Source organism: Aquidulcibacter sp. (genome assembly GCF_020253525.1).
Taxonomy (GTDB): domain Bacteria; phylum Pseudomonadota; class Alphaproteobacteria; order Caulobacterales; family Aquidulcibacteraceae; genus Aquidulcibacter.
The window spans coordinates 1-4,451 of sequence record NZ_JADCBK010000128.1 but is presented as its reverse complement, the minus strand read 5'-3'; the positions used below and the strand labels follow the sequence as shown (position 1 = coordinate 4,451).

The 4,451-nt window shown below is 56.2% G+C and carries 4 protein-coding genes; 3 read left to right on the top strand and 1 reads right to left on the bottom strand.

All coding sequences use genetic code 11. The features are described from left to right. Positions 1-114: 114 nt before the first annotated feature. Positions 115-1,728 (bottom strand): ABC transporter substrate-binding protein, encoded by a 1,614-nt coding sequence (locus tag IOB61_RS13745; protein ID WP_290817841.1) that lies wholly within the window; start codon positions 1,726-1,728, stop codon positions 115-117. A 139-nt stretch (positions 1,729-1,867) separates the two neighbouring features. Between IOB61_RS13745 and IOB61_RS13740 the strand changes: the two genes are divergently transcribed. The 3 genes from IOB61_RS13740 to IOB61_RS13730 form a co-directional block, all read left to right on the top strand. After that, positions 1,868-2,770: a hypothetical protein gene (locus IOB61_RS13740; RefSeq protein WP_290817838.1), complete on the top strand. Its 903-nt coding sequence runs from the start codon at positions 1,868-1,870 to the stop codon at positions 2,768-2,770. Positions 2,771-2,868: 98 nt separating this feature from the next. After that, positions 2,869-3,537, top strand: coding sequence for a TetR/AcrR family transcriptional regulator (locus IOB61_RS13735; protein WP_290817836.1), 669 nt, complete (start codon positions 2,869-2,871; stop codon positions 3,535-3,537). Then, positions 3,534-4,451 (top strand): hypothetical protein (locus IOB61_RS13730; RefSeq protein ID WP_290817833.1); only part of this gene is annotated, 918 nt, incomplete at its 3' end. The genes IOB61_RS13735 and IOB61_RS13730, both read left to right, overlap by 4 nt.

Here is a 4,451-nt window from a genome sequence, read left to right as displayed (position 1 = left end):
GGTTAGCTCAGCTGGAGGAGCATCTCGTTTACACCGAGAGGGTCGGGGGTTCGAGCCCCTCACCGCCCACCATTTCCCAAAAACAAGCGTGAGACCTCTGCGCAGCGCAAGCCCTCACTTGGCGGCCTGTGCCTCTTTCGTGCACATCAGGCGGAAGGGATTGTCGCCGGTTCCATTGACTATATAACCGGTGACCCTTGGGTTCACGAGCTGACGCATGGAATCGAAAATGACGGGCGTGATGCTCAATTGGTCGAGGGCACGCGCCTCGGCTTCAAGGAAGGCTTTTTCGCGAAGCTTGATATCTGCGGTTTGCGCTGCCTTCTCCAACAGCCGATCATAGACGGGGTCGCTGAACGCGCCGTAGTTTGAACCAGCACCAGTTTTGATGAGCTCTAAATGTTCAATGGCATCACTGGTTATGGTTCCCCAGCTCGCATCGGCAAACTGATAATCGCCTCGGTCGAGCGCGGCGTAATGGATGGCATTGTCATTGGCCTGCAGCGAGATTTTGACCCAAGGCGCGATCGATTGCCAATTGGCTTGCAGGACTGGGGCAATCTTGGGAACCTCGCCCGAGTTTCGGTGGGCGAATGTTAAGACCAGTGGCTTTGTGGGGCCATAGCCGGCAGCTTCCAACAGGGACCTCGCCTTGGCAACCCGCGCCTCTTGCGATTGACCTTTTGAGGCCAGCGTGACGGTGCCACCAGCATAGGATTTGATCCCTTTCGGCACGATGGAATAGGCAGGCTCTGACCCATCAGCCAAAACTTTCAAGGCAATGAAGTCGCGATCTACCGCCATCGAGAGGGCTTGGCGCACCCGCAAGTCTTTAAACTCCGGCCGGCGCATATTAAAAGAAATATAAGAGGTACGCTGACCTTGGGTAACATGGGCGTAGCCCGGCATATTCCGCTTTATTTCTTCAAGGCGAGAGCCCGAAAAATCAAAATTCATGTCCAAACTACCAGACCGCACCGCCCGTTCAGCCGCAATGACATCTTTGGTTGGATAGAAATAGAGATCGGTCAGACAAACCGAAGCAGCATCAAAAAATGTAGGATTCTTGGTCAGATGGACAAAGTCACCCGCTTTCCATTCCTTGAGAAGATAGGGGCCATTGCCGACAAAATTCTCAGGCTTTATCCACCCATCGCCATGGGCAGCTATAGTCTGCCGCGGTATGGGTGCTGCATTCGCCCAACTCAGAAGGCGTGGCAAATAGGGGGCGGGGCGGCTTAACTTGAATTCGACGGTTTTGGGATCAAGCGCGCGAACCCCTAGGGCCTCTACTGGCAGTTTGCCGTCGCGCACGGCCTCCGCATTTTCAATGAAGAAATAGACGCTAACCGAAGCGGATGGTGGCACCAAAGTCATGAGACGATGCATCCCGGCAACGAAATCTGCCGCTGTAACCGGTGTTCCATCCGACCATTGCGCGTCGCGAAGCTTAAAGGTCCAAGTCAAACCGTCTGGGCTTGTGGTCCAAGATGTCGCCATGCCTGGGGCGACATCGCCATTTGCGAGGTTGGTGGTCAGCCCCATGAAAAGGGCGTCAGCGATACGACCTTCCCATGAGCCATCGAGCTTACTGGGGTCTAAGGTGCCGGGCTCGGCAAAATTGCCGATTTGCAAGGTCCGCGCCGGGTCGGGCTTGTTTCCATTGCCACAGGCGGCTAGCGCCAAAACCAAGGGGATGAGCAGGTGTGCAAGCTGTCTTCGGCGCATATCTTTGTCTTTCAAATGGGCAAAGGTCTGGATTACAGCTGAATATGCGGCTTGCGCGTTGCGCAAGGAACATTTTTGATTTACCCCTTTCCATACGGTAATAACTTGAAAATCAGTCAAATAGACATAAAGCTTAAGCATGCAGAATAGTTTGACCCTTGATGCGCAAACCAAAATAGAGCGCAGCACAGGTGCACCAGGGGGCACAGCGGCACTGGTCAGCCGGCGCCACGAGGTTCATAAATTTGATGGTTTTGTGGAAGCTGCGCGACGCTGGGCCGACACAATGCTTGTCTTGAGCGATCAGGACCGGGCCGTTGATGGTATCTTTAAGGATGCAGGTCGATTTGTTGCGGCTATGTGCGCTGTTTCGATGCGGGAGGAGGGGGTCACCCTCGTCAAATTAAAGGCATTATGCGCGCGCTTTGGCTTGTTGAGCGCGGGCCGCGCGCGCGCAGTCCTCTTATTCTTGCGCTATTTGGGCTATGTTGATGTCTGGGGGCAGAAAAGCGCCAATGGGGCCACCACATATAAAGTCAATCCGACCTTTGTTGCCGCTTGGCGCTTACAATTAGAGGCGATCTTTTCTTCCCTGGCCTTGCTAGACCCGCGCGTCGGTCGGTTGCTGGAGGAGGTCAAGGATGATGCGATCTTTGATACGATTTGCGCTTCGCAGATCGACGAATTGGCCAGTGATGTGGACGCGCTAAATCGCTTCCCAGAAATCACCCAGATTTTTGTCAACCGGGCCGCTGGTTCGCAAGTCCTATGGTATTTGTTGAGTTTTCACCGCGACGATGTGTTTCCTTCACCAAAGCCAGTTCCTTTCAATCCGGTCATTCTGGCTGAACGCTTTAGTGTCTCGACCGTCCATATTCGCCGGATCGTCAATGCAGCCATAAACGCTAATCTCCTGAGATGGGTGGACGAGGGGCATATGGTGTTCACGCCCAAGGCGCTGGCCAATTTATACGACTTTTATGGGGCGCAAATGTCTTGCCTGTTGCGCACCGCTTATCACGTTCTCGACCTTCTCGATTAAGCCCCACATGAGCCCTTAGGCGCTGCGGCAATTTGCGTCAGGCCTTATCCCCTTAAGAGGGCTCGACAACTAACTGTCCAGTCAGTTATATAGATCACATGAATGTGATCGAGCCGAGTGCAAATCAACCAAAATGGACCCGCAAGCCCGAGGCGCGGCCCGATGAAGTGCTGGAAGCGGCTTTGGATGTCTTTGCCGTCAATGGGTTTGCCGCGACGCGGATGGACGACATTGCCAAAGCAGCAGGCCTGTCTAAAGCAGCCATCTATCTCTATTTTCCCTCCAAGGATGATGTGTTCAAGGCGCTGGTAGAGCAGAGGATTGGCGTTCTTCAGGCCCATTTTGATACCGCCGCAAAGGATCAGAAGCGCGATCCTGTGGCGGGTCTTCGCTTGGTAGCCCGCATGTGGGCGACATCCTTTCACGATTTGCGCGTCGCAGCTTTGCCGCGCATCATTTTGGCCGAGGCTTTGCGCTTTCCAGAGCTTGCCGAATTCTATCATCGTACCGTGATTGAACGCACCCAAGGGGCGCTGGTTGAGTTGATTCAAGCGGGCATAGATGCCGGCCTCTTCCGTCAGGTTGAGCCCCTTTTGGCTGCTCGAGCGTTGGTATCGCCCTTGGTGTTTGAGATTTTGCGACGTCAGGCCTTTCCATCCCACACTTCAGGCCCGCCCATGGAAACATTGGTCGAGGCAATTTTTGACTTGTTTTTGAATGGCATTGCCGCCGCCCCTGCGCCCAATGACCGTGGAGTGAAGCCATGAACCGGAAGACGATCTTGACCAGTATTGGTGGCGTGGTCGGCCTTGGGGCCCTCTGGGCTGTCGGGAGCTGGCTCTTGGTGGGACGCTATCATGTGTCGACCGACAATGCCTATGTGCGCGCTGATATCACCATGGTGGCCGCCAAGACCGAAGGCTATGTCCGCAAGATTGACGCCCATGATAATGCAAAAGTCTTGTCTGGGGCCTCGCTCGTGATCTTGGATCCCCGCGACAGTCAAGTCAGTGTTGCCGCCGCCGAAGCAGATCTCGCGCGTGCTAAGGCAGAGGCTGCCCGGGCGCGCGCAGAGGCCCGCCGCATCGCCTCTGAGGCCAATCGCATGGGGGCAGAAGCCTTAGCCTCTGCTGCCGGCGCTAAACAAGCCATGGCGATGGCCGATCAAGCCCGCGCGGAAGCCCGTGGCCGCACCCTCAGCGTGGCCGTCGCCTCTGAACAAGTGGCCACTCAATCAGATCTGGTGGTCCAAGCCCAAGCCTCCTTGCGCGCGGCAGAAGCGGCCAATCAGGTTGCAGAAGCTGATCGCGGTCGTTTTGCGGCTTTGGCTAAGCAGGGCTTCGTCTCTCAAGCGCGGATGGATCAGGTAGAAGCCCAAGCAAATGCTGCCGCAGCTCGGGTTGCTGAAGCGCGTGCTGCCGTTGCGGTCGCCCGTCAACAAGTCACGGTCCTCAATGCCTCGCGCGCCAAATCGAGCAATGATGTGGGGTCCGCAGGGGCAGGGGCCTTGGGTGCCCAATCAGGGGCGGAAAGTGCTTTGGCCAAAGCGCAGGCTGCCGCTGCTGGGGCCGCTTCAGGGCGCAGTGCCATCGGCTCGGCTGAGGCCTCCATTCAAGCTGCCGATGCAGCTGTGCTTGCCGCCCAAGCCCGCCTCGATGCAGCAAAGCTGGGCCAAGGCTAT

Excerpts from the sequence above, each read along its gene's own strand:
- IOB61_RS13745 (WP_290817841.1), bottom strand. The coding sequence starts at position 1,728 with ATGCGCCGAAGACAGCTTGCACACCTGCTCATCCCCTTGGTTTTGGCG.
- IOB61_RS13740 (WP_290817838.1), top strand. The coding sequence starts at position 1,868 with ATGCAGAATAGTTTGACCCTTGATGCGCAAACCAAAATAGAGCGCAGC.
- IOB61_RS13735 (WP_290817836.1), top strand. The coding sequence starts at position 2,869 with ATGAATGTGATCGAGCCGAGTGCAAATCAACCAAAATGGACCCGCAAG.